Raw genomic sequence first — 24,353 nt, forward strand, 5'->3', positions numbered from 1 at the left:
GCCTTACAAATTCTCTTAATTATTACAACGAAATATGTATCATTCTTTTGGCGCCTGATACACAATTCTTTCACCTTTTTTCAGACGCATCACAAAACCAATGATTTCGGCAACCGCTTTATAATGATCGCTATGAATTTCCTCGTCAACTTCGACAGCAGCATAAAGGGTTCGCGCGAGCGGCGGGTTTTCAAGAATGGGAATATTATTTTCCTTTGCCACTTCCCTGATTTTTAACGCTATATTATCCACTCCCTTTGCAACAACTTTCGGCACTTCCATTTTGCCATGCTCATATTTGAGAGCGACGGAATAATGGGTCGGGTTGGTAATCACCACATCCGCCTCGGGAACCGCAGCCATCATCCTTGTACGAGCCCGTTCCATCCTGATTTGCCGGAGCCTTGCTTTTACCTGCGGGTCACCATCGGACTGTTTATATTCGTCTCTGATTTCCTGCTTAGTCATCCTCATTTTTTTGGTGAACTGAAATTTCTGAAACAGGAAGTCAAGTCCGGCAACCAGCCCCATAATGGAAACAACACCAATTAAAACCCGTAGGACCAGATTGGAAATTATTCCATTCACATCCGATGCTTCCATTGTCATGATCGATTCAAGAACATCTTTTTCCGGCCAGACAATCAAGACAACTACTGTAGCGACAAGGATAAGTTTGAAGAGTGACTTCAGAAACTCAACCAGATTTTGCATTGAAAATTTATTTTTAAATCCCGTTAACGGTGAAATTTTATTAAGTTTAGGCTGAATTTTCTCAAAACTGATCATTGGTCGGTGCTGGATCATCGCTCCAGCCAATGCTGCCAGGATTAATATTATGACAGGAAAAATCAGATAGATACCAATCTGGCTTATAATATCCGTCATAAATCTGCCTAGCCCTTCTGCATCGACAGGAATTCGGTAGGAATTTTCAATCACACTGGCCATGGCAATACGGATATTGCTGGCCAAACCATTAATCGCCACCATCCCGACAATCATCGCACCGAATAGCACAAACCAGTTTTTTACTTCCTGGCTTTTAGCAAATTCGCCCTTTTCCATGGCGTCCGACAGTTTCTTCTGCGTCGGTTCTTCTGTTTTTTGTGATTCATCTTCGTCTGACATCTATTGGAACATCCTTAGACTTGTTTCAATATTATCAAGATACCATGCCATGGCAGCCGAAATAACCACAGCCAATATGACAAATCCCATGACGATATTAATAGGAATGGCAACAAAAAACACCTGAAGCTGAGGGACGAGCCGTGAAATCACCCCCAGCCCTGCATTAAAGACAATTGCATAGACGATTATGGGCGACGCCATCTGGATACCGAGCTTGAATGAATTACTGACGGTATCAGCAACAAGTTCCGCAAAGCCGCCAATGACAATATTCCCTCCAATTGGAAACAGAGTATAACTGTTATACATTGCCGAAATCATCAGATGATGTAAATCTGTCACAAAAATAAGTGTAATACCAAGCAAAGTCATAAAAGTTGCCACCAGTGAACTTTGACTGCCTTGTGAAGGATCAAAAGCCTGTGCCATAGCAAGCCCGGATTGCATGGCAATAACAGTCCCGGCAATATGAAGTGCGCTTACCAGCAGTCTGATACAAAGCCCCATCATTAAGCCGATCAATGTTTCACAAACAATTAATACACCAAGCGCAATCGGTGATACCGGCATCATCGGCACTGACGCATTTACCAGACTGTAAATTATAATCGAAATGCTTAACGCAAGAAATAACCTTACCCTTGCCGGAACACTTGTTTCACCAAGCGCCGGTAACATCATTACCATTGCCCCCATGCGGGCAAAGATAAGAAAAAAACCAAAAATTTCCTGGGGTAAAAAATCAAGCAAGGCCGATTATCCGTTCCGCAATTCGTTGCATAAATGCTCCAAGCGTATCGCCCATATATGGAAGGAACAAAAGCAAAGAGAAAAATATAGCAATAATTTTAGGAACGAATGTTAGGGTCATTTCCTGAATTTGTGTAAGCGCCTGAAACATTGAAACAATCAGACCAACAACCAGTGCCACCAACATGATCGGGCCGGAAACCTTGATAATAACCCAGATCGCATCCTGCGCTACATCTATTACGTCAGCCCCATTCATGTGAATTACCTTCTTATTAAATTCTAAATTGGCATTTTTATGATGTCGTTATAGGCGGCAATGACCTTATCCCGTACGGCAACCACTGTCTCCAACACCATTTCTGCATTTTGAACAGTCGTTACAACCTGTACAAGATCCGCTTTATCATTCATCGCCTGAATACCGGCACTTTCACTGGCTTTCAAAGCGCCTGATGTTCCTTCAAGGGTTTCAGAAACCATTTGTGAAAACATATTTTTGTCACCGTCTCCGCCATCAATTGACCCAATTTTTCCAATTGATCCTACTGATCCGGAACCCTGGTTTTTTAAGGCATTGGCATATGCATTTGCAGCATCAAGTGTTTTAATATCAGCCATTTATCTGCTCCCTATCTTACCGTAACAAGTCAACGGTACGCATTATGATGCTTTTTGATACATCCATTGCGTTTAAATTAGACTCATAGCTGCGCTGTGCCTGTTTCATATCCATCAGCTCAACAAGTCCGTTCACATTCGTTGTTTTGATATATCCAGTATCATCAGCAGCAGGATGTCCCGGGTCATAGCGCATACCAAATTCAGACTGGTCGTAAAGAACTTTTTTCACTTCAACTTTATTAATACCGGCTTCCCTGTCCAGGACATTCTGAAAACTCAGACTTTTACGGCGATAAGGGTCCTCCCCCGGTTTTGTCGCCACGGAATCCTGGTTTGCCAGGTTCTCCGCAATAATCCTCATCCGGACGTTCTGCACCTTCATTCCTGAAGCAGAAATAAGCATCGCTTTGGATAAATCCATTTTAAACTCCCAGCCTTATAAATACAGAATCTTTGTCTGTATTATTTGCCTAATGCCATTTTAAGCATACCAATATGTTTCTTATATAAATTGGTTGCCATTGTATATTCCATCTGGACTTCCGCCATTTTTGAAAGCTCGCGTTCCAGATCAACCGTATTTCCATCCGGTGTGGTTTCCAGAAATTCTGATTTTTCCTGTCTGATTTCAAAACGTGCGGAAGCTGCACCAAAGCCATTCATATGGCCTGGTTCAGATACTTTCATCACTGTCCGTGACTGATCCTGATCAGCCGCGTCATAATTGTCCAAGTGTGATTGAAAACTGACTTTCTTCAGATCCTGCGAGACGTATCCCGGAGTATTCGCATTGGCAATATTCTGTGCCAGGACTTTTTGCCGCTCATTAAGCCAGGACATTTTCTGGTTGAGCGTCTTGAACAATGAAATGTTCTTTAAATCCATTCTTTTTCCCTAAGCCGTTCTTTAAGCGTAAATTGCCCAAGGCTGACTTCAGACTACACTATAAAAATACAAAAGTAAATTTGTAGATTTAATGACATTGTGCAGTCAGATAATTAACAATCTGTTAATATTCTTAAATACATACTTAAATTTTTACATAATTACAATCTAAGTTAGCCTATTTAAGAAAAATAGTTTAAATTTCCGAAAATTAAGGATACCCTCATTTCAATCAAAGCGAAAATGTCGAATGAATGATGACCGAACAGAGATAGCCAAACGACAAAAAGCTGTTGCCCTTGAGCAGCAGGGGGATCATCGTGACATCCCCAGAATCACGGCATCCGGCGTTGGAACAAATGCTGAAAAAATCCTGCGGCTGGCATTTGATAATGATGTCAAAGTTCGAAAAGACGAAGAACTTGTTGAAATATTATCGCAGTTCGAAGTTGACAGTCTCATCCCGATTGAGGCACTTAATGTTGTTTCTGAGATTCTCTGTCATGTGTACCATGAAAATATAGTTCTTGATGAAGCAAGACACCATGAAATGATGAATGCGGAAAAGCGGGAATAAAAATGGAAGAATTGTCACTCGGAACCGCTATTATCAAGTTCGTCTTCGCACTGGGCTTTGTTATTCTATTGCTTGCCGCTTTTGCCTATGGAGCCAAAAAACTGGGCTTTATTGCTCGGGTCACTGTTGACCAGACTAATGAAAAGAAAAAAAGACTGAATATTGTGGAAATACTTCCTGTAGATGCTAAAAGACGGCTTATGCTCATTCGCAGGGATGATAAAGAACATCTGATTATGCTAGGCGCAGAACGCGACTTGCTCATTGAACAAAATATAGACCTGAAATCAAGACCGCCGAAGAATATTGGCGATTGAACAGATTTCAGGACAAATGAATTTGACTATGAATAAAATAACCAGACTCCAATTGTGTCTTGCGGCAATCACCGCTTTTTTGATATCGGGTACATTATTTCCCGCATCAGCTCAGGAACTCTCCTTAAATCTTGGTGAGGATTTTGGGCTTTCCGGCCAGATTATCCAGCTGTTGCTTCTAATGACCGTGCTATCGCTGGCTCCGGCAATTCTGGTTGTTGTGACGTCTTTTACCCGGATTATCATTGTATTTTCACTTTTACGCAGTGCTATGGGAACCCAGCAAACTCCCCCCAATGTGGTTTTAATCAGTCTCGCCCTTTTTATGACCGCCTTTATAATGGCACCGACAATTAAGGAAGCCTACGACCAGGGCGTAACCCCATTAATTGATGATCAGATTACTGAGGAAGAAGCTTACGATAAAATAACCACGCCTTTTCATACATTTATGATGAGCCAGGTCAGGGAAAAGGATCTGCAATTATTTATTGATTTATCAAGAACGGACGTTCCAGCCGAAGCAGCGGATACCCCCATTCAGGTGCTTATTCCAGCCTTTATCATAAGTGAACTTAGAAGAGCATTTGAAATAGGCTTTCTCATATTCATTCCCTTTATAATTATTGATATGATTGTTGCATCAATCCTGATGTCCATGGGAATGATGATGTTGCCGCCCGTTCTAATTTCATTGCCTTTTAAGCTGATTTTCTTTGTGATGGTTGATGGCTGGCATTTGCTGGTTGGCAGTTTGATACAAAGCTTCGGTTCAGGTGCTACACCACCGGGCATTTAAATCAGTTTAATTAATATTGGTTGGCGCCTCGAATTCAGCACGGTAGCTATCCATAAACGTTTCCAGCTGATCGACACTGGCTATACTTTGAGTAAGCTGCAAGACATTATTCCCGGTTTTCGGATCTTTTTCTGTAATCATCGCAAATGCATTTGAAAATAAACCATTGTCCATATGTGTCAGATATTGCGAGCGGAGCCGCTCAAGGCCAGCTGTATTTTCCTCTAACGCCAATGCGACTGCAATCCTAAGAACTATTTTACGCTCTTTGTTATTCAGCTCCAGACTATCTTCCCAGCGGTTTCCCAGCATTTTATATCCATGGCTGACAACCCTGTCCCAGTCTTCCATTTTCCAGTAAATATCCGACCGCAAATCTTCAGCTACTTCGCTGTTGATCCCTTCCAGCATGACTTCAGCCTCTTCGTAGCTGCCATTTTCAACAAGGGCTCTGATTTCAATCATTCTTCTTTCAAATTCAATATCATCCGGCAATTGTGTCTGCCTGGTTGAGCGTAATATCTGCAGCGCCTTATCGGGTTCTTTGTTCATGATATATATTTTGGCAAGATCACTGGCGATATCGGCCTGAGCAACGCCCTGAAGTCGATACTGAACCTGATATTCAAGCAGGTCAGCGGCATCATCAAGCAGGTCCACAGCAACCATTCTTGCCGCAAGATTTCTTGACATTGTATCACCATCAGCCCCAAGTGGTGTAAGTTCCCTGAATTCCATAAACAGGGCCATGGCTTTTAATGGTGTCATGCTATCTGCTCCACCATCCAGAAACAGATATTTATAAATATCGCCCATTTTTCTTGTTAAATCACTCGTCGCAGGCGAATTCGGAAAATAGGTCGCTGCCTGTTTTAAAGTGGCAAGACCCTCTCTATATTCACCATTTTCAACATAAAGCTCACCCAGCTGCTTGAGTAAATCCAACTCAAAATTATCCCCACGCCAGGCAAAGCGCAGTTTTTCAAGCCCATCAATCGCATGCACTGCGTCAATTTCCTGCAGGCGATGTTGCTGATTTATACGGGCTAACTTTGCCAGTGCAGCTGGATAACGCACTCCTGTTGCGATGACCTGATCATAAAATTCTGACGCCAATGCATCATCACCGGATTTTTCCGCCAATTGTCCGCGCCAATAATCCAGTAAAGTAAGTTGCCTTGCATTGAGCTGGGCAGTCCTCATTCCATTTATCTGAGTGTTCATAAATTCAACATCATCAAGCATATTTGCCGCTCGGATTGCCGAAAATAAAAAGTCCGCCCGATTATCATTCGTCTGCAGGGAAAGAACATCAACCCCGTGCTTAAAATCGTCCATCGCTTTTTGATATTCACCTTTTTCTTCATAGGCAAGTGATCGCCAAAGCAGCGCGTCAAGCTCAGCAACAAGTGACTTATGACTAAGCAGTTCAATCGCCTCGTCAAAGCGGCGCATTTTAATTTCACTGATTGCGAGAACCGCTCTAAAGGAAGGGTTTTCAATAAAACCGGGCTCACTTTGGGACATTAATTCCAGAATACCTATAGTTTCCGCAGCGTTATTATGAGCAAGATCATAAACTGCCAAATTCCAGCGGGCTTCATTTTTTTCATCATCCGTTGCCGTAGATAGCTGATATAGAAGCTCATGCCTGTTTTCCATATACTCTTGATCTGGCAATGGCCCCTGCGCCCAAGTATCAAAATCCAGCAGTTTAACCTGCTCTTCATTTGCTTTGTCAGTATCAAGCGCAACCGGAAGGGCGCCGCTTAATAATGGCACGCTGCTTCTTGAAACGGCGAGCCCGTTCCTTCCTGAAATTGAAATCCCTGTGTCATGCCTTGATACAAATATATCATCGGCAATGAGCTCCAGGGCAATTCCCTCAGCAGATTTCAGGATATTAAATTCCGGATAATTATTTTCTTCCATCACGCCTTGCGATGACTGGCTTGCTGTTACAATCGTCAGGTTATCCCCTATGAAAGGATCCTCAACATTGATCACATTTCCAAGATCATCCGCTTTTAAAAAGATATTTTCACCTACATTGCTGACAGACTGATGTCCAACTTCAATAGGAAGCTGAGGGACGGCTGAATTTGTTCTGAGTGAAAGTTCCCAGCCGTTTGTTTTTTTCACCATCCTGGCACTCTGTCCCGGATCTATTGAATATATCAAAATAGTGGGCGAATGATTTGTTAGCTGCTCAGCAGACTTGACACGCCCCCCTAATAAGGAATTTAACCCGCTTTGATCAGCAATTGTGAATTTGTCAAAAACAACCCAAAGTCTATTTGCCCTGATAAAGGCAGCCGCCTTGGTGTCTTCGCTCCAGATATAATCAATTGTAAATGCATTTTCAGAATTCTGCCCCTGTACGGTCAATGACCCGGCGTTTTCCATATCAGGCTTAGTTTCCGAAGAAACAGTTTGCCTTTGGTCCTGCATTTCTGTGACCACAGCCTGCTCTGTTGCAGGCATTTTATCCACTGTAGCCACACTTTCTCTATCCAATACCGAAGGTGGTGTTGGTGCTCCTTCCCCCATAACATCAATAACAATTCTCGTGCCTGATCTGAAATCACGCACGCGCTCAGCGTTGGTTGCCTGAAATGTCACATTCAGCTTTCCATTATTTACAGAATAAGTCGGGTTTTTTAAATATGCCGGCCCAACAAGAAGAAATGACGTAAAATCAGGTACTGCATTTGCATTAAATTCAATTTCAAGCTTTCCTGAATTCAGTTTTGCTGAATAACCAACAGTTTTTTCCCAGTCAAAGACAACCCGGCTGTATGTTGGGTGATCACCTGAACGCACTTTGATTTTTTCCTGGGCAAGGGCAAGATTGAATGACAGGAAAATGCTGAACATTAAAATGAAAACCGCATTGATCAGATGTTTGCTGATATGATCTAGTAACTTACTCATATTCAGCCTTTTTTCTTCTGTAAAATGATCACATCCACCCGTCTGGCCAGATGATATCTCTCATCAAGAGGTATACTTTCATCCAGATCGCCAAAACGGGAAGAGCCTTCACCAAATGCTTCAATATTTCCGCGATAGCCGCCTGATTTAATAAGCTTTGAAATGGAAAGCGCTCTGACAAGAGAAAGTTCCCAGTTTGTCGGATACTGTTTGCCGCTAATCGGTGCCAGATCAGAATGGCCGACCACCATAACTTCATTATCAATTGAGCGTAGCGCCTCACCTAATTCAATCATGGCGCTTCTTGCATCAGGGTCCAGTTCTGCCTGCCCCAGATCAAAAATCAAATCTGCCGGAAGTGAAATTGCCAGTCTGTCATCCAATACGGTAATGGTGCTTCGGGTCAGGATCGGATCATGCGAAAGTTTCTCTTCAAAAATATTTTTCAGATATTCAAGGTTAAGTCCTTCTTCCTCATAACTTAGCGCTTCATCAATCTTGTTCCAGTTGATATCCTGAATTTTTGCACGTTCCGGATTAAGATTTTCACTTAAAGACGTAACCATAGCCTGCCATTCGGAAACCTGAACAGAACTCATGGAAAACATAAGAACAAAGAAAGTAAGCAGCAGTGCCAATAGGTCAGCAAAAATTACCATCCAGCTGTTTGGATCACTTTTTGTGTCCTGGAGGAGATTTTTATCCATTGTTATTCCCCCACTTCCGGCATTGGCGTTGTCACTTCACCAAGTCCGGTCCTGTCGGCATTTTTCAGATTTTGTCTGGAGGATTTTTCGTCTCTAATAAAAAAGGAAATCTTAAGCAGATCACCCTCACCCGGAGCCACGCCGATAGAAATCTGATTTTCCCTGACCCCCATTTCAGTAAGCCTGCTTACAATTGCTCCGCTACGAAGTATGGAAATATCTTTCCAATAGTCAGGTCCTTCAGGAAATTTATCCCCTGTATATATAATATACTCAATTTCACGAATGGAGCCTATTCCTTCGCTCTTTAGAAATCTGGACAGTTGAAAAAAGAAAGCATCCTGATCTTTTCTAAATTCACTGCTATCCGGGTCATATATATCGGATTGTTTAAATTCCACCTTGATCGTATTACCCCCTTGAGTCGGAAATTTTCCTTCAAATCCGATCAACGATGCAAATACCCCCTGCAACTGCTCATAAAATTCGTCATTAGGTGACAGGTCGGTGGCATCTTCTTCGGTCACATCGACAAAGTCGGCATTCTGCTCAAACGGATTATCAAATGCACGGCTAACACTTTCCGTTGCTGATTTAACCTTTGTCTGGCTTTGGTTTGAGATGGAATTGAGCACCATAAAAAAAGCAAGAATAATGAGATAGAGAGAGACAAAAAGGCTGGTCGTATCGCCAACCGGCTTTTTGGAGCCGGGTGCTGCCTCAATAAAAATATTTTGCTTTTCCTGTGTCATTTTTATAAAAATTAACCATAATTACAGTGAGCCTTAATCTATACATTATCTGTAAGTAATTCAATCACTTGCGATCCAATTCATGATTGGATGATTAAAAATCATCAAATAATGCATCAATGGCTGCCTGATCCTGTGCATTCTCTTCAAGTTGAGGACCATGAAGAAATTCCTCATTGGCCATTGCCTCATAATCTTTTTCGATATTGTTGTCTTCGATGACTTCATCAATATCATTATCCCCTATGGCATCGGCAAGTGCACTGAGCTTTTCTTCTAGATGGGCAAGAGTATTTACAACTTTGGTTACACGTTGACCGGTAATATCCTGAAAACTGGAGGCTTCAAAAAGAGTTGTTGAAATTTCTTCAAGCTTTGCTTTTACGTCTTCATCACATTTTTCTGCCAATTCACCAATTTCATCAGCACTATCCATGATTTTTTCTGCTGCTGCCTCAGTTCCTTTGACAATGGCGTCCAACTCGCTGGACGCTTCAGGAATTTTGTTTACACTGTATTCTTTTGGTCGCAGTGATGCGATTTCATTTTTTGCCTGATCAATATATGAGAGAAGAGATTTAAGTTCATCCTTGAAATGCAGACTGTCAAAAGCCACATCGCCATGGATACTTCCCATAACTTCTGCTACTACTTTTGATACCTCTTCAACAGAAATCTGGTCATCAAATTTATTTTTAACATTTTCGATTCTGTCGTCGATTGTTGCCACATTGCTTTGCATACTTAACTCTCCTGATACCTTAATCATCAAATTCATGATGTAAACAGTCTAGAAAGATACAAAACAGACGTTAAAAAGCGGTTAAATAATTGGCATTATTTATTTTATTACAATAACAATTTTCGCAGAATAAATTGCTTACCCTTCAATTTCAGGAAGCTTTTTTCTTGTTGCCAACTCAACGGTTATATCATTGGCAGAAGCGGTATTCATATCGGCCAGAATATTGGCGACAACCTTGGGATTCATCTTTTCAATGATGGGGATCAAGATATCCATATCAAGTGTATTGAAAATTTTTGCGGCATCTTTTGGCTTCATTGCCGTATAGGTTTTAACCAGACTTTCAATTTGGGCTTTTTCCTGCTCGTCGTGAATTTCAATAAGAGCTTTGATCTGAGCTTCAATATTTTTCAGGGTTTCAATTTTTTTATCTATCCCTTTTTCAGTAGCGATAAGAAGCTTTTCCCGAACATCCATATCTCTTGCACGTTGATCAAGTTCTTCCCTGCGTTCCGCAAGCCTTTGTAATAATTGAATTTCTTCGCCAGTATATGGAAAACCACTTTGACCAAGATTTGCCTGCGCGTCACCCTGTTCACCTGACATACCGGCTTCTGTCTCCTGACCGGCAGCAGACGCAATCCTGTTTAATCGTTCGGCCACATTATTTGTCTGTTGATTAAGACTGCTTTTTTGAGCGCTGCTATCCAGCCCCATAGCAAAATCATATGATTTAAAGCCAAAAATGGCAATAAATGCCAATAGCATAAGAGGGAATATCTGAATTTTCATTTTCATCTTACATTCCTTAAGCTTTCACGCAGTTCTTTATCCTCTTCTGCGTTATTATCACTATCCAGATCTGAAAGCGAAATTCTTTCACTCAAATTATCGGTTTTGATTTTCGGCACCTGGTCTTCTTCTGGTTCCTGAGCTATATTCTGCGGTGCATTTCCCCTGTCAGCCCCCGCTCAATGCGGTCTGCCAGGTTTGAGCCTGTTTCATTGATCATATCAAGTTCGTCTGCAAGCTCAGCAGCCCTTTTCAGCTTTTCATCGAGCTTTTTTTCTTCTTCCAATACAATATTTTTAAATTCTTTTATGGAATTCTGCGCATGGGTTGTGGATGCATTAAGCTGCCCGATAATATCGCCCATTTCCTGTTTTATAGTGCGGAAATCCTTTAATCTTTTGTTTAAGACAATACAATATCCGATCATCACGGCCAACATAACCAAAAGGATAATATTTAAAATATTTTCCATTGAATAAATCATATTGACCTTTCATCGATATTTATTACACGTTCCACTTTTACAGCCTTGTAACGACCGATTACCCCGGTTTTTCCCTTGAGCATCGGTACACCCGCGCAAAGCAGATTGATTTCGGCGTCCTGCCCGACATTTAACATCAAAGTCTGTCCGACTTTAAAATCCATCACTTCACCCAACGTCATTTTCTGTTCGTCAAGAACTGCATCAAGATCAACTTCAGTCAAAAGAATTTCATTGGCCAGATGGGATTCCCAGATACTGTCGCGACCGAACTTTTCCCCCATATAACGCTGAAGCAGAAGTTCCCGAATTGGTTCGATCGTTGCATATGGAAGCACCAGTTCCATTTTTCCGCCACGGTCCGCCATGTCAGCACGCATTTTAATTAGCAAGGCAGCATTGCTGGACTGGGCAATAGTGGCAAACCTGGGATTCGTTTCCATACGGTCCAGTTCAAATTTAACCGGGCTTAACGGCTCAAACGCACTACACAGATCTTTCAGCATTACACTAAGCATTTCAGCCACAAGTGTATGTTCAATTGTCGTATAGGGACGACCTTCAATTCTCATTGGGGCATTGCCACGGCGCCCACCCAGTAGCGCATCAACCACAGAATAAATCATGTTACTGTCAATGGTAATCAGACCATGGTTTTCCCATTCTTTCGCTTCAAATACCGCAAGCATCGCTGGAAGCGGTATTGAGTTCAGATAATCACCAAACCTGATAGAAGTCATACTATCAATCGACACTTCAAAATTATCAGAGGTAAAGTTACGCAATGAAGTCGACATCATCCTGACATAACGATCAAAAATAATATCAAGCATGGGTAAGCGTTCATAAGCCACCAGCCCGCTGTTGATTAATGCCTGAACACCCGTTTTTGTCCCGCCAATTTCATCATCGCCATCAAAACCAAGAAGACTGTCAATTTCTCCCTGATCAAGAACACGGTCAATTCCCATGGCAGTGGCCATATCATCGCTGTCGTCATCAGCATCATCATCAGCTTCCGCCATAGCGGCCCATTCAGCGGCTACTGCATCATCATCAATTTCATCGTCATCTGACATAAATTTTATCCGTTGATCAGCATTTCTTTAAATAATACATCATTTACACGGGTTGGATAAATAGTTTCATTTACCCGGCTTAATAACTCTTCCTTCAATCGGAACATACCGGCCGACCCATTAATATCTTCAAGCCTAAGCTCACGCAAGTATACCTGAAAATTATCTATTATTCGCGGTAAATTAAGTTGCAATTCTTCAAGAGAACTTTGTTTATCAACTTCCAGTGTCACTGACAGTTTGAGATAGGCCGATTTACCCCCAGCGGAAGTAAGATTTACCAGCATCGGCTCAACATCATAAAAAAGCAGTTGAGACTCACCTTCATGACCTTCTTCGGCGACAATCGGGTTTCCATGTTCATCAAGTGACGTTTCGCTTGCCTCCTCACCCCCCATAAACATATAGGCCGCACCACCGCCAATCAGCAAAAGCAGCACAGGAACAATGATCATGATCATTTTCTTGCCACTGAATTTCTTCTTCTCCAGACCTTCTTCGAGCCCGGCGTCATCGTCATTTAAATCGTCTTTTGCTACATCGCTCATCGGTAAAATTTATCCTGATATTAATTATTCTGTTATTTTCAAAGCCAATTTTAACGATCTAAAGTTAAGATTTCGTTAGTAATTTACACATGCGATATGGTTAATTTTTATACTTAACATAGCTGAGAAATAATAAGAAGAAAATAAGTATACTTGCCACTCGACTTGCCTCTCATTGATGCAGAACTTACCCGGTAAAACGGAAAATATTACCAGGCAAACCCTTCCTTTTCATAACTTAGTCAACCATTGCATTTCATTTAACTTATTGTAATAAAAAGATTTTCCATCATTGGCACAGTTTATGCATCATACGAGGCAGGAACAATCGAAATGGACAGAAGGACCGTTAGATGGACACGAAAATATTAGTAAGCCTATCGCATCAGGTGGCAATGCGCCGTCAGATGGATATTATTGCCAACAATATAGCCAACATGAACACCACCGCATACAAGCGGGAAAGTATTATGTTTAATGAGTATCTTAGCGATATTGGTGGTTCATTACCTCAATCATTTAAAAAAGTTTCATTCGTTCAGGAAATGGGAATCGCACGGCAGATGACCAATGGTGAACTTGTCACGACCGGCAACGTTCTTGATGTTGCCATTGATGGTGAAGGAATGTTCAAGGTCAGAAAGCCCAATGGGGATATCGCCTATACCAGAAACGGCCATTTTGCCCTATCCGGTGATAATACCTTGATAACAACAAACGGTGGTGAGATTCTTGATGACGGTGATGCGCCAATTCAATTTCCTCAAAATTCAGATGGCTTTAAAATTGCACCTGACGGCACCGTATCGGCCAAGGAAATTGGCCAAATTGGAAAAATTGCCGTCCTGAAATTTCAGAATTATGGCCTGTTAAAGAAGATTGGTGACAATCTCTACTCTGCTGAAGAGCAACCGACACCGTCCGAAGGCTATAAAATGGCCCAGGGAATGCTGGAAACATCAAATGTCTCTCCCGTGCTGGAAATCACCAATATGATCCAGCTCAGCCGGGCCTATGCACAGACAGCAAACCTGATCAATGATGTACAACAATCATCGAAGCAAGCCATTAATTCGATTACCAAATTTACTTAAATTCACCACCAGGAACATGGTGAATATTTTAAAAAGGAGTAGCTTATGAAAGCCCTTAGTATCGCAGCCACAGGAATGCTCGCACAGCAGCTGAATGTGGAAGTTATTTCAAACAACATAGCCAATATGAACACCACTGCCTATAAAAGGCAGCGTGCTGAATTTCAGGATTTGCTTTACCAAAACATAGAACGGGCCGGTGCTGCGTCATCAGATGCAGGAACAGTGGTCCCGACGGGTATTCAGATCGGGGTCGGTGTTCGCGCTGCTGGTGTTTACAGAGTCACGTCACAGGGTGAACTGGTCAATTCAGATACACCACTTGACCTTGCCATCAACGGCAAAGGTTATTTCAGGGTACAGCTTCCATCCGGCGAAGACGCCTATACCCGGGCAGGATCATTTCAGTTAAGCCCAACGGGAGAAATCGTCAACTCGGAAGGGTATCCGATCAGTCCGGGAATCACCATTCCACAGGAAGCCATTGATATTTCTATCAACCCGAATGGCGAGGTACTTGTCAAAATTGAAGGGCAGCTTGAGCCACAGAATGTTGGCCAGTTTGAAGTGGTTACTTTCCCAAATAATGCAGGCCTTCAGGCGCTGGGTGATAACCTTCTTGCGGAAACACCCGCATCAGGTGCTGCAACAATTGGTGCTCCAAATACACCAGGATACGGGTCGATCGTTCAGGGATATCTTGAAAGATCGAACGTTAACTCTGTTGCCGAAATCACGCAGCTCATTGCTGCGCAGCGGGCCTATGAAATGAATTCAAAAGTTATCAGCACGGCTGATGACATGCTCAGCGTCACTTCAAATCTAAGGTAATCACTATGTTTAAAATGCTATCTAGAATACTCTTTCTGTTGTTTGTTGGTTTTGCAGCTTTTGTCGCACAGGCGCAGGAAGATCTGCCGGAACTAAAACCATCAGCTATTGTTGATGATAGCGTAATCACATTGGGTGATATTTTTTCCGGACTTAATGAAGACCAGGATCTTGTTGTTGCTGATGCACCCGATCCCGGTAAAAAGATCCTGGTATCTGCAAGACAGGTCCTTACCTTAACCCGCGCAAATAACGTGCGGTGGCGTAACAGTGCCGGTGTAAAAAATATTCTGGTCAGCCGTGCCAGCAGTATTGTCAATTATACGGACTTGACTCCTGCCCTAACCGCAGAACTAAAAAACCTTTATCATTCGGACCATAATCTTGACATCCGTTTTTATAATAGAAACGGTATTATCAATCTGCCAACAGGGTTCGATGCAGCTGATATTGATATAAAAAATATTACACTGGATAAGAGAAGTGATAAATTTTCCGCACTTGTCGGCGCCCCAACAGGAAATGGGGGCGAAACGCTTTATACCATAAGCGGCAGGACTATAAGGGTTGTCAGAGTACCTGCACTCACAAAAACCATAAGAAATGGTGATATTATTACGAAGCAGGATATTAAATGGCTATCCCTTCCTGAAAACCAGGTCAGCAGCAATATTATCAGAAATACTGAGAACCTTGTGGGACTGACTCCAAGAAACCAGATTAAAGAAGATACTTTTATCCGGCTTGGCGATGTAAGCACACCCATTCTTGTTAAGCGTGGTGAACTTGTAAAAATTAACTTTACCACCGACAAAATTAGCCTGTCCACGGTTGGAAAAGCGTTGGAAAGTGGCGGCAAAGGCGACGTTATACAAGTCAAAAACAACAATTCCCAGAAAATAGTTACAGCCATAGTATTCGGCCCCAGTCAGGTCGAAGTTCATACGGAGCTCGACAATCTGGTGCTCCTGAATAATCCCTAATTCATAAAAAGGAACAGTTATGAAAAATTTAATCCTTACTAAAATAACACCAATATTGCTGATATTAACTCTATCCGCATGCGGTACCTTGGACAGGATCGGTAATATAGGCAGCGCCCCGGACCTAGCACCTATTGCAGATGACAGGGTTATTCCCCAGCAAGCCGTGGCAACGCCCATTCCAGTCACACGCCAAAATGCCGTCTTCCTTGAAAATAAAGGGAACAGCCTTTGGAGAACCGGTTCGCGTGCTTTTTTTAAAGATGCCCGTGCATCTGCTGTTGGCGATATTCTGACAGTTAACATTACGATCAATGATGCCGCATCCATTAACAATGCAACAACCCGAACCAGAGCCAATTCAGAAGATTTGAATCTGAATAAAATGCTTGGCTTGGAAACAATTATTCCTGATAGCCTGACACCAGGTGACCTTGTTAACACCTCTGGAGCCACATCAAATGTGGGGACCGGTAAAGTAGACAGGAAAGAAAGCATAAATCTGGTTGTAGCCGCGGTCGTTACGCAAGTGTTGCCTAACGGAAATCTGGTTATTCAGGGAAAACAGGAAGTAAGAGTTAATTTTGAAGTTCGGGAAATGACGATTATGGGCGTTATCCGACCAGAAGATATCAGCTCGACAAATACTATTGAACATACGCAGATTGCTGAAGCCAGAATTTCCTACGGCGGACGTGGTCAGCTGACAGATTTCCAACAACCCCGATATGGAAGTCAGCTTTTTGATATTCTGTTCCCCTTCTAATCCAAATAAATTGTGTCCGGTTAAAGAGAGACATCTATAACCATTGTTCCTGCACAATTAAAAAGGGCTGTAACAAAAAGTTACAGCCCTTTTTTCTATTTCGAAAATTATTTTATTTTTTAATTATCTCTGTGAACTTTTTCGTAATTCTCATGTTTTTCCTGAGACTCGATTGTCATTGTCGCAATTGGCCTTGCCTGAAGTCTACGCAGACTGATCGGCTCTCCACTCACTTCGCAGTAACCATATTCCTTATTTTCAATCCGCTTTATGGCTGCATCTATTTTCGTAATCAGTTTACGCTGGCGATCTCTCGTACGAAGTTCAACAGACCAGTCCGTTTCTGCCGATGCTCTATCGGCAATATCAGGCTCTTTAAGACTGTCTTCCTGGAGGTGCGATAAAGTTTCTTTGGAATCATCAAGGATTGATTTCTTCCAATCTACAAGCTTGCGGCGAAAATATTCCAATTGCAGGTCATTCATAAACTCTTCATCTTCGGAAGGTTCATATCCATCAGGTAATTCCACTGACATTGTTGCCTCAACTAATTTATGGTTACAAAAGTGGTGACAACCTACTTAAGTCGACTGCAAAATTCAAGCTATTTTATTTAAGATGTTTATGAAGAAATTGTGAAAGGAACCTTATGGTCCCTTACTTTAACATATCAAGCTTCGCCAGCTCGACTTTAGCTCTTAATTCAATATCATTTATAATTTGAACCAGATGAGGATCAAGGTTCTTTTCCCGCTGTATTGCCAATGCCTTAACAATATCGGTCAGGCGCTTTTTTGAAATCTGACCAAGCAGCAGTCCATGACGAATAGCTTCAAGATGCTCGATCAGACCTTCAGCTCTCTGAATGGCCTTCGTTTTCCCATCTGTTGCCGTTGGCATTTCCTGCAAAGAAAGAAGGCTGTTAACTGATGTAATCGGCGCCGTACCGCTCATCGCGCTTGACGCCTGGGTTTCCTCGGTATTCAGAGCTTTTCCGAAAGCAGCCTTATCCGCAGAAGACGCTGATTTTGCCCTCTTGATTCTGCTTGTCGTGACGCGATCTGTTCCTTTAACTTTCATTATTTATTCTCAATAAAACCCTATTTTCAATTTTCTGTACTGTGCCATTACTATAAGACATAATTCAATATCATACGAATGAATTATAAATGAATTTTTTAAATAATGCACCCGGCAATGCTTTCCGTATGACCCGGCAAATATGTTCCGGAAAAATCTAAAAAGCGTGCGATATTTATTATACATAAAAAAAGTTATTATTTTTCAAATGGATAAACAATAAATTTATTTGAGATTAATTGGCACGATTTTCGCATAACCAAGTATGAATTAATTTTTGTAAATTATTTATATGTGGAAATGAAATGTTATCACGATCAGAAAAACATGGCAGAATGCTGAAAAAGAATTATTTTTACAGCACCGTCAATTCTCTTAGATTTAAGAAACTCGTCCTTTTTATCATTGCGACGGTATTTTATCTGGGAACGGTACATTTCGCACAGGCAGAATCACGTATTAAGGACCTTGTATCGGTAGAAGGCGTGCGCGACAACCAATTGGTCGGATATGGTCTGGTCGTTGGATTGAATGGTACGGGCGATACACTTAGAAATTCACCTTTTACCCAACAAAGCCTGATTGCCATGTTGGAACGCATGGGTGTGAACACCCGTGATGCGGTGATGAAATCAGTCAACACGGCTGCCGTCATGGTTACCGCAAATCTTAATGCATTTTCACGTGTCGGCTCACGCGTTGATATCAGCGTTAGCTCAATTGGTGATGCCCAGGATCTTCGTGGTGGAACCTTGATTGCAACCCCCCTACTTGGTGCCGATGGTGAAGTTTATGCCGTTGCCCAGGGTTCAATACAAATTTCCGGTTTTACAGCAGGTGGCAATGCCGAAACAATTACGCAAGGCGTGCCAACCGCCGGCCGTATTCCCAATGGTGGCCTTATTGAAAAAGAACTTAATTATGCACTGAATAATAATGACACTCTTAATTTGGCCTTAAGAAGTCCGGATTTTACCACTGCGCGCCGCATTACCACTGCCATTAATAATTTTATGGGTCAGAATGTTGCATTGCCTCTGGATCCTGCGACCATCGAAGTATCAATTCCACAAGGTTATTCGGGCAGCATGTTTTCATTTCTGACCGATATTGAGCAATTGAATGTAACACCGGATCAGTTGGCAAAAGTTGTCGTAGATGAAAGATCCGGCATTATCGTCATTGGTAAGGAAGTAAAAGTCAGTGAAGTTGCAATTGCCCAAGGCAATCTCACCATACGTGTAACTGAAACACCACAAGTTTCGCAGCCAGCTCCATTTACCCAAACACCCAACGCCCAAACCCAGGTAGTTCCAAGAACAGAGGTCACCGTTGAAGACGATGAAACCGGCAAGAAATTTGCGATTTTGGAAGAAGGTGTCAATTTACAGGATCTGGTTGATGGGCTTAACGCATTGGGAATTAATCCACGCGATATGATCGCCATATTGCAGGCACTGAAAGTGTCCGGCGCACTCCATGCTGAAATTGAGGTGATGTAAAATGGATACGTCACTCTACCAGTCCGTGATCATAGGCGGGTCAAAAAACCAGATTAAACCTGCTCCTCATGCAGAGCCTAAAACGCCGGACGAAATTAAGGCAAAACGGGCTGCCGATGAATTTGAGGCTATCTTTATTTCACAAATGCTGAAAAGCATGTCCATTGGCGTAAAAACAGATGGGCCATTTGGTGGCGGTCAAAGTGAGGAAATTTATAGAGAACTTATGAATGAACAAATGGGCAAAACCATTTCCCGCCAGGGGGGAATTGGGATGTCAGATGAAATATACAGGGAAATTTTAAAAAACCAGGAAGTGAGTAAATAGTCATGCAAAACCTATCTCATAATGAAGCTCCTGTCGTAACATTGATTGAAATTACAAAGAGCCTTACGTCCATATTAAAAGAAGAAATGGACTGCCTTAAAAGCAGCAGGCCTTCTGAAATCGCAAAATTTCAGAAACAAAAAAATATTTTAACAGCGTCTTATCAGAAAGAACTGAACGATATTAAATTAAATGGCGGCCTCGCATCTGCCGGCAGCGGGAATATTGTCCGAACCCTTAAAATTGAAAGCAGGGAATTTCAAAAAACTCTTGAAAAACACCATAGGTTTATAAAAGCGAAAAAAAACCTGTCGGAACAGATGATCAAGGATATCAGTGCAGAAATCGCCAGTCAGTCCGGACGCGGTCATAAATATGGCAGAGATGCAAAAATGGCATCCACTTCCACAGCAGCAAAAACCACATCACTGGCCATAAACCAGACTATATAAACTATAAAATTCTACCACTAAACAGATCTAAAACTCCTCCGGATTGCATCAAAAATCGGGGGATTTTTTTTACAACTTATGAGTCAATAAAACTTTACACTGCAATCCTTTCCTTGTTCCTCGGAATCTTTTTCCCCACTCCTGGCATCCAATTAGTAATCTGTAATTTTATTGTTATATTTCAATAAGTTATAAAAATAAAATCTTTGGCACGCTTATTGCTTATTAGGGAGTAAATACCCCAAATAGGTATTTAATTTGTCAGAATGAAAACCATAGAGGAGAGCAAAAATGGGCTTTTCAGTTAATACAAACGCTAGTGCCTTAAGCGCATTGCAGAACCTGAACTCGACAACAAATAGTTTAGACAGTGTTCAAACAAGAATTAATACAGGATTGAGAATTTCCAGCGCTAAGGATAATGCCGCTGTCTACTCGATTGCACAACAGCTTCGTGCCGATTTGCGGGGTTATAATGCTGTAAAACAAAGTCTGGACCGCTCAATCAGTACAATTGATATCGCCCTTGCGGCAGCTGAATCAATTTCTGATCTGCTCATTGAAATGAAGGAAAAAGCGGTTGCTGCCGCTGATGCCGGACTTGATGATGACAGTCGTACAGCACTTGCACAGGATTTCGAAGCGCTGCGCGACCAGATTACCACCATTACTGCAAATGCTGAATTTAACGGTACAAACCTTATTGATGCTGGCGCAGATATTATTGTTGCTATTACAAGCCCGGATGCTGTTCAGAAAATTTCCATTGCCCACGAAAGCCTGACACTTGGCGGTGGAAATATCACGATTACAGCCGGCCAAACTGTTTCCACCCTTGCAACGGCTGTTTCTGCAGTAGCTGACGTAACAGCATCGCTCGCTGCCGTAAACGCCGTACTTACAAGGCTGGGAGCCGGTGGCAAAACACTGGAAGCCCAGCGCACATTTGCGACTAAAATCTCGGATACAATTGAAGTGGGTATCGGCAATCTTGTCGATGCTGACCTTGCCCGAGAGAGCGCGCGACTGCAATCGCTTCAGGTGAAACAGCAACTTGGTGTACAGGCACTTTCCATTGCCAATGCCGCCCCAAAATCAATTTTGAATCTCTTTGGTGGTTAATAAAAACCATAAAAGGGCATTCTGACGAAAGACAGAAGGTTGATTTAAAAATCAACCTTCTGATCTTTAAGTCAAATAAGCGTAAAATAATTTCAAAGAAAATTTTTTAATTTATATTTTAGCCAACAGTTCTTTAAAAGCTTCGTTCGTAAGCCATTCGGTATTATTATCGCTTGTATATTCGAAGCCTTCCCCCACCTGAGTAGCCCCCATATCATCATAAGCCTTATCCGTCCAGAAGGTAAATTGTGGTTTGATGATATAGCGGTCATCAAGCTCAATCGTCTGTCTGCCGTCATCTTTGGTAATCATGATTTCATGAAGTTTTTCACCGGGACGAATACCGATTTCCTTTTGCGGCAAATCCGGTGCCAGGCTTCTGGCCATATCGGTAATTTTCATACTTGGAATTTTCGGAATATATATTTCGCCGCCCTGCATCATTTTAAGACTGCTGAGCACGAAATTTACACCCTGCTCCAAAGTAATCCAGAATCTCGTCATTCTCATATCGGTGATCGGTAAATGCTCTGCCCCCTGCTCAATCATATTTCTGAAAAAAGGAATGACGGACCCTCTTGAACCAAAAACATTCCCATATCTTACCACAGAGCAGGAAAAATCCTGAGACCCGGCCAAACTGTTGGCTGCAACAAAAATCTTGTCCGATGCAAGCTTTGAAGCACCATAAAGATTTAATGGACTTGCCGCTTTATCGGTGGAAAGGGCCACAATCTTTTTAACCCCACAGGCAATGGCCGCCTCTGCGACATTTTCTGCACCCAGTATATTGGTTTTTATACATTCAAACGGGTTATATTCTGCGATCGGAACATGTTTTAATGCCGCAGCGTGAATCACATAATCAACACCCCGAAGTGCCATCAAAAGACGCTTCTGGTCACGGACGTCACCGATAAAAAAGCGCAGACATGAAAATCTTGGGTGACTTTTAAACCGCTGTTCCATTTCAAACTGTTTCAGTTCATCTCTGGAAAAAATAATGCAGCGACGTAATTTTACGTCATCCAGAAATTTTTTTACCAGTTTTTTCCCAAAGGATCCTGTCCCCCCGGTGATCAGTACCGATTTGCCTTCAAGATAGGAAAGGTCTGTTTCAAAGTCTCTCATTAATTATATCCAAGAAATATTTAGTAATTATCGCTGTAGCTTACATGAAAAATCATATATAACAAAGCTTTAATAGTGTTTTTATAAGCCTTTTTCTGCTATAAATGGCAAAAATAGAGGAAATATTAAAATGGCGAATATTGCCCTTATACCAGCAAGAGGGGGAAGTAAAAGAATTCCCGGAAAGAATATTCGTAATTTTTTAGGCAAGCCTATTATTGCCTATTCAATCGAAGCCGCAAAAAAAAGTAATTGTTTTGATCGGATCATCGTTTCAACCGATTGTCCTGAGATCAAAAAAGTCGCATTGGCGGCTGGTGCCGAAGTACCCTTTGACCGTCCAGCAACGATTTCAGACGATTATGCCACCACAAATGATGTGATAAAACATGCCGTTAACTGGTTGAAAAATAATAATATTTCTATTGATCTTCTGTGCTGCATATATGCAACCGCGCCTTTTATCAGGGAAAAAGATATTAAATTAGGCCTTGATTATTTGGAAAAAAACAAGGATGCCGACTTTGCCTTATCAGTCACCAGTTTTCCTTTTCCCATCCAGCGAGCTATAAAAATTAATGAGGGAAGAATTGAAATGTTCTCACCTGAATATTTATTGACCCGTTCACAGGATCTTGAGGAAGCCTATCATGATGCCGGGCAGTTTTACTGGGGCAGACCGGACGCTTTTCTTGCCGATGTCCCCTTTTTTTCAAAAGCATCAATTCCTGTTATTCTTCCCAGATATCTGGTTCAGGATATTGATAATGAAGAAGACTGGATAAGGGCAGAGCGCCTTTATAAAGCGAACTTACAATGAAAAAAATACTGTTCCGCGCTGATGCATCCATAACGATCGGAACGGGTCACGTCATGCGCTGCCTTACGCTTGCTGCGGCATTAAGAAAATCCGGTTGTGAAATCTTCTTTTTGTGCAAAGACCTGAAAGGCAATATGGCAGAAACCATAGAAAAAAATGGTTTTCAAGCTAATCTTCTGCCCTTAAGTAATAATAACCAAAACACAACCCACTCCACTATGTCTATCTGGTCAGAGGCTGATCAGACGAAAGACTTTGATGCCTGTAGACCGTTTCTTCAAAATTTTCAGCCGGATATGATAATAATTGATCATTATTCACTGGACCAAAACTGGCATAAACAGGCCAGAAACTATACAAAACACATATTTGTTATTGATGATCTTGCCGACCGCAGCCACGACTGCGACTTCCTGCTTGACCAGACTTATGGCGTTGACGAAAACAGATATAAAGATCTTGTCCCCATGCACTGTGTGAATTTTATTGGCTCCCAATTTGCTCTGCTCCGCGAAGAATATTCAGCTGGACGAAAAGCTGTTCTTGAAAGCAGGAAACAAAAAAATTCGATAGAAACTATTTTAATTTCATTTGGCGGCAGCGACCCGGATAATATATCTCTCCTTGCCCTAAACGCCTGCGAAATGCTTTATCCGGCAAAGAAATTTATAATTGACTTGGTGCTCGGCCCATCCAACCAAAATCAGGTAGAACTTAAAGAATTCATTGATAAAAGTCAGCTTGACGTGAGTCTACACATTAATACCAATAACATGGCCGATTTAATGATGAAAGCCGATCTGGCGCTTGGTGCCGGGGGAACAACCACCTGGGAAAGATGCTGTCTTGCTCTGCCCAGCATTGTGGTTTGTCTTGCTGATAATCAGCGCGATACCATAAATGCTCTGGAAAAAAAGGGGGCCATTATCAATGCCGGAAACGCAGCAGGCCTGTCAGCAAAGAAACTGTCAGAAATGATAAATGAGCTTTTTCAAAACCCTTCAAGAATAAATGTCATGCAACAAATCTCGAGTGAAATTTGTGACGGCACAGGAGCTGAGAAAATTGTTTCTAGTCTCAAATCCAAAATGGCTATATGATATCTTCCGGCAGGGGA

At 42.0% G+C, this 24,353-nt stretch carries 30 protein-coding genes; 13 read left to right on the top strand and 17 right to left on the bottom strand.

Annotation, left to right across the window (positions count from 1 at the left end; translation table 11 throughout):
• Positions 1–39: 39 nt before the first annotated feature.
• Genes flhB through flgB form a run of 6 tightly spaced genes read right to left on the bottom strand, consistent with a single transcriptional unit; the run spans position 40 to position 3,393 of the window.
• A complete protein-coding gene (gene flhB, locus R3D86_02220) occupies positions 40–1,131 on the bottom strand; it encodes a flagellar biosynthesis protein FlhB (GenBank protein MEZ5757017.1) in 1,092 nt (363 codons plus the stop codon).
• Complete coding sequence (gene fliR / locus R3D86_02225) at positions 1,132–1,884, bottom strand: flagellar biosynthetic protein FliR (protein MEZ5757018.1); 753 nt, start codon at positions 1,882–1,884, stop codon at positions 1,132–1,134.
• A complete protein-coding gene (gene fliQ, locus R3D86_02230) occupies positions 1,877–2,143 on the bottom strand; it encodes a flagellar biosynthesis protein FliQ (protein MEZ5757019.1) in 267 nt (88 codons plus the stop codon). Before fliQ ends, fliR begins: the two co-directional genes overlap by 8 nt.
• A 23-nt stretch (positions 2,144–2,166) precedes the next feature.
• The gene (locus R3D86_02235) at positions 2,167–2,505 is read right to left on the bottom strand and encodes a flagellar hook-basal body complex protein FliE (protein MEZ5757020.1); all 339 of its coding nucleotides are present in this window, start codon (positions 2,503–2,505) and stop codon (positions 2,167–2,169) included.
• Between the two features lie 16 nt (positions 2,506–2,521).
• Complete coding sequence (flgC, locus tag R3D86_02240) at positions 2,522–2,929, bottom strand: flagellar basal body rod protein FlgC (protein MEZ5757021.1); 408 nt, start codon at positions 2,927–2,929, stop codon at positions 2,522–2,524.
• A gap of 41 nt (positions 2,930–2,970) precedes the next feature.
• Positions 2,971–3,393: a flagellar basal body rod protein FlgB gene (gene flgB / locus R3D86_02245; GenBank protein ID MEZ5757022.1), complete on the bottom strand. Its 423-nt coding sequence runs from the start codon at positions 3,391–3,393 to the stop codon at positions 2,971–2,973.
• Positions 3,394–3,643: 250 nt separating this feature from the next.
• On the opposite strand from flgB, the gene R3D86_02250 reads away from it, so the two are divergent.
• From R3D86_02250 to fliP, 3 genes are read left to right on the top strand one after another with little or no spacing between them, the layout of a single operon-like run.
• On the top strand, positions 3,644–3,970 hold the full coding sequence (locus R3D86_02250) for an EscU/YscU/HrcU family type III secretion system export apparatus switch protein (protein ID MEZ5757023.1): 327 nt from the start codon (positions 3,644–3,646) through the stop codon (positions 3,968–3,970).
• A 2-nt stretch (positions 3,971–3,972) separates the two neighbouring features.
• Positions 3,973–4,287, top strand: a complete 315-nt coding sequence (locus R3D86_02255; GenBank protein ID MEZ5757024.1) for a flagellar biosynthetic protein FliO — start codon at positions 3,973–3,975, stop codon at positions 4,285–4,287.
• Positions 4,288–4,315: 28 nt separating this feature from the next.
• Positions 4,316–5,086, top strand: coding sequence for a flagellar type III secretion system pore protein FliP (fliP, locus tag R3D86_02260; GenBank protein MEZ5757025.1), 771 nt, complete (start codon positions 4,316–4,318; stop codon positions 5,084–5,086).
• Positions 5,087–5,092: 6 nt separating this feature from the next.
• Here fliP and R3D86_02265 read toward each other — a convergent pair whose 3' ends face one another.
• The 8 genes from R3D86_02265 to R3D86_02300 form a co-directional block, all read right to left on the bottom strand.
• The gene (locus R3D86_02265; protein MEZ5757026.1) at positions 5,093–8,020 is read right to left on the bottom strand and encodes a hypothetical protein; all 2,928 of its coding nucleotides are present in this window, start codon (positions 8,018–8,020) and stop codon (positions 5,093–5,095) included.
• 2 nt (positions 8,021–8,022) lie between these two features.
• The gene (locus R3D86_02270; GenBank protein ID MEZ5757027.1) at positions 8,023–8,727 is read right to left on the bottom strand and encodes a flagellar motor protein MotB; all 705 of its coding nucleotides are present in this window, start codon (positions 8,725–8,727) and stop codon (positions 8,023–8,025) included.
• Positions 8,728–8,729: 2 nt separating this feature from the next.
• Positions 8,730–9,479 carry a hypothetical protein gene (locus R3D86_02275; GenBank protein MEZ5757028.1) on the bottom strand — a complete coding sequence of 250 codons (750 nt, stop codon included), beginning with the start codon at positions 9,477–9,479 and terminating at the stop codon, positions 8,730–8,732.
• A gap of 94 nt (positions 9,480–9,573) precedes the next feature.
• Positions 9,574–10,221, bottom strand: coding sequence for a hypothetical protein (locus tag R3D86_02280; protein ID MEZ5757029.1), 648 nt, complete (start codon positions 10,219–10,221; stop codon positions 9,574–9,576).
• A gap of 138 nt (positions 10,222–10,359) precedes the next feature.
• On the bottom strand, positions 10,360–11,022 hold the full coding sequence (locus tag R3D86_02285; GenBank protein ID MEZ5757030.1) for a hypothetical protein: 663 nt from the start codon (positions 11,020–11,022) through the stop codon (positions 10,360–10,362).
• 136 nt (positions 11,023–11,158) lie between these two features.
• On the bottom strand, positions 11,159–11,488 hold the full coding sequence (locus tag R3D86_02290) for a DUF6468 domain-containing protein (protein ID MEZ5757031.1): 330 nt from the start codon (positions 11,486–11,488) through the stop codon (positions 11,159–11,161).
• An 8-nt stretch (positions 11,489–11,496) separates the two neighbouring features.
• Positions 11,497–12,579 carry a flagellar motor switch protein FliM gene (gene fliM, locus R3D86_02295; protein ID MEZ5757032.1) on the bottom strand — a complete coding sequence of 361 codons (1,083 nt, stop codon included), beginning with the start codon at positions 12,577–12,579 and terminating at the stop codon, positions 11,497–11,499.
• Between the two features lie 5 nt (positions 12,580–12,584).
• Positions 12,585–13,127, bottom strand: coding sequence for a flagellar basal body-associated FliL family protein (locus tag R3D86_02300; protein MEZ5757033.1), 543 nt, complete (start codon positions 13,125–13,127; stop codon positions 12,585–12,587).
• Positions 13,128–13,480: 353 nt separating this feature from the next.
• Here R3D86_02300 and flgF point away from each other — a divergent pair, with 353 nt between their 5' ends.
• Genes flgF through flgH form a run of 4 tightly spaced genes read left to right on the top strand, consistent with a single transcriptional unit; the run spans position 13,481 to position 16,801 of the window.
• A complete protein-coding gene (gene flgF, locus R3D86_02305) occupies positions 13,481–14,221 on the top strand; it encodes a flagellar basal-body rod protein FlgF (GenBank protein MEZ5757034.1) in 741 nt (246 codons plus the stop codon).
• A 45-nt stretch (positions 14,222–14,266) separates the two neighbouring features.
• Positions 14,267–15,052, top strand: coding sequence for a flagellar basal-body rod protein FlgG (gene flgG / locus R3D86_02310; GenBank protein MEZ5757035.1), 786 nt, complete (start codon positions 14,267–14,269; stop codon positions 15,050–15,052).
• A 5-nt stretch (positions 15,053–15,057) separates the two neighbouring features.
• Positions 15,058–16,035, top strand: coding sequence for a flagellar basal body P-ring formation chaperone FlgA (gene flgA, locus R3D86_02315; protein ID MEZ5757036.1), 978 nt, complete (start codon positions 15,058–15,060; stop codon positions 16,033–16,035).
• A gap of 19 nt (positions 16,036–16,054) precedes the next feature.
• On the top strand, positions 16,055–16,801 hold the full coding sequence (flgH, locus tag R3D86_02320; GenBank protein MEZ5757037.1) for a flagellar basal body L-ring protein FlgH: 747 nt from the start codon (positions 16,055–16,057) through the stop codon (positions 16,799–16,801).
• 119 nt (positions 16,802–16,920) lie between these two features.
• On the opposite strand, the gene dksA is transcribed toward flgH, so the two are convergent.
• Both dksA and R3D86_02330 read right to left on the bottom strand, forming a co-directional pair.
• Entirely contained in the window at positions 16,921–17,337 is a 417-nt protein-coding gene (gene dksA, locus R3D86_02325) for an RNA polymerase-binding protein DksA (protein ID MEZ5757038.1), read from the bottom strand.
• 121 nt (positions 17,338–17,458) lie between these two features.
• Positions 17,459–17,881, bottom strand: coding sequence for a flagellar assembly protein FliX (locus R3D86_02330; protein MEZ5757039.1), 423 nt, complete (start codon positions 17,879–17,881; stop codon positions 17,459–17,461).
• A 305-nt stretch (positions 17,882–18,186) separates the two neighbouring features.
• Here R3D86_02330 and R3D86_02335 point away from each other — a divergent pair, with 305 nt between their 5' ends.
• The 4 genes from R3D86_02335 to R3D86_02350 all read left to right on the top strand — a co-directional run bounded on the left by R3D86_02335 (position 18,187) and on the right by R3D86_02350 (position 21,285).
• The gene (locus tag R3D86_02335) at positions 18,187–19,383 is read left to right on the top strand and encodes a flagellar basal body P-ring protein FlgI (GenBank protein MEZ5757040.1); all 1,197 of its coding nucleotides are present in this window, start codon (positions 18,187–18,189) and stop codon (positions 19,381–19,383) included.
• A 1-nt stretch (position 19,384) separates the two neighbouring features.
• Positions 19,385–19,711 carry a rod-binding protein gene (locus R3D86_02340; GenBank protein MEZ5757041.1) on the top strand — a complete coding sequence of 109 codons (327 nt, stop codon included), beginning with the start codon at positions 19,385–19,387 and terminating at the stop codon, positions 19,709–19,711.
• 2 nt (positions 19,712–19,713) lie between these two features.
• Complete coding sequence (locus R3D86_02345; protein MEZ5757042.1) at positions 19,714–20,163, top strand: hypothetical protein; 450 nt, start codon at positions 19,714–19,716, stop codon at positions 20,161–20,163.
• A 291-nt stretch (positions 20,164–20,454) separates the two neighbouring features.
• Positions 20,455–21,285 (top strand): flagellin, encoded by an 831-nt coding sequence (locus R3D86_02350; protein MEZ5757043.1) that lies wholly within the window; start codon positions 20,455–20,457, stop codon positions 21,283–21,285.
• A 111-nt stretch (positions 21,286–21,396) separates the two neighbouring features.
• Here R3D86_02350 and pseB read toward each other — a convergent pair whose 3' ends face one another.
• Positions 21,397–22,416 (bottom strand): UDP-N-acetylglucosamine 4,6-dehydratase (inverting), encoded by a 1,020-nt coding sequence (pseB, locus tag R3D86_02355; GenBank protein ID MEZ5757044.1) that lies wholly within the window; start codon positions 22,414–22,416, stop codon positions 21,397–21,399.
• A gap of 130 nt (positions 22,417–22,546) precedes the next feature.
• Here pseB and pseF point away from each other — a divergent pair, with 130 nt between their 5' ends.
• Together pseF and pseG are read left to right on the top strand one after the other, a co-directional pair.
• The gene (gene pseF / locus R3D86_02360) at positions 22,547–23,236 is read left to right on the top strand and encodes a pseudaminic acid cytidylyltransferase (GenBank protein ID MEZ5757045.1); all 690 of its coding nucleotides are present in this window, start codon (positions 22,547–22,549) and stop codon (positions 23,234–23,236) included.
• The gene (pseG, locus tag R3D86_02365) at positions 23,233–24,336 is read left to right on the top strand and encodes a UDP-2,4-diacetamido-2,4,6-trideoxy-beta-L-altropyranose hydrolase (GenBank protein MEZ5757046.1); all 1,104 of its coding nucleotides are present in this window, start codon (positions 23,233–23,235) and stop codon (positions 24,334–24,336) included. Before pseF ends, pseG begins: the two co-directional genes overlap by 4 nt.
• Positions 24,337–24,353 lie beyond the last annotated feature (17 nt).

This window comes from Emcibacteraceae bacterium, from assembly GCA_041396985.1.
GTDB lineage: Bacteria > Pseudomonadota > Alphaproteobacteria > Sphingomonadales > Emcibacteraceae > Pseudemcibacter.